Origin of the sequence: Bartonella sp. AA2SXKL (assembly GCF_042197205.1) — a bacterium.
Classification (GTDB): Bacteria; Pseudomonadota; Alphaproteobacteria; order Rhizobiales; family Rhizobiaceae; genus Bartonella.
The window spans coordinates 668-950 of record NZ_JBHIRN010000074.1 but is presented as its reverse complement, the minus strand read 5'-3'; the positions used below and the strand labels follow the sequence as shown (position 1 = coordinate 950).

Below are 283 nucleotides of genomic sequence, written 5' to 3'. Positions count from 1 at the left end.
TATGCCTATAATGACGAGTTAGAGGCAAGTGCTTTGCCAAATGAAAAAATGGACCAAGTGCGTTGTGCTTTGGAAGAAAAGCTTGAACCTGTCAAAAAAACACGTCGACCTTCACGTCGGTGCACTGTAAAGCTCAAGGAGAATCATCCCTTTGAATTTTCCCATTTTAGGCTTTTATGGGAAACATCAGAAAATGGCCGTTGTACGGGGAGAAAAAGAATGCATCTTTGCCGTACTTGAGTACAAAAATACACAGAAAACCAAATCGTTGTCGGAGGCGTAA

General features: G+C 41.7%; 1 pseudogene. It reads left to right on the top strand.

Annotation, left to right across the window (positions count from 1 at the left end):
• Positions 1 to 240 (top strand): annotated as a pseudogene (locus ACFINS_RS09825) (hypothetical protein); the annotation flags it as partial.
• Positions 241 to 283: the final 43 nt, after the last annotated feature.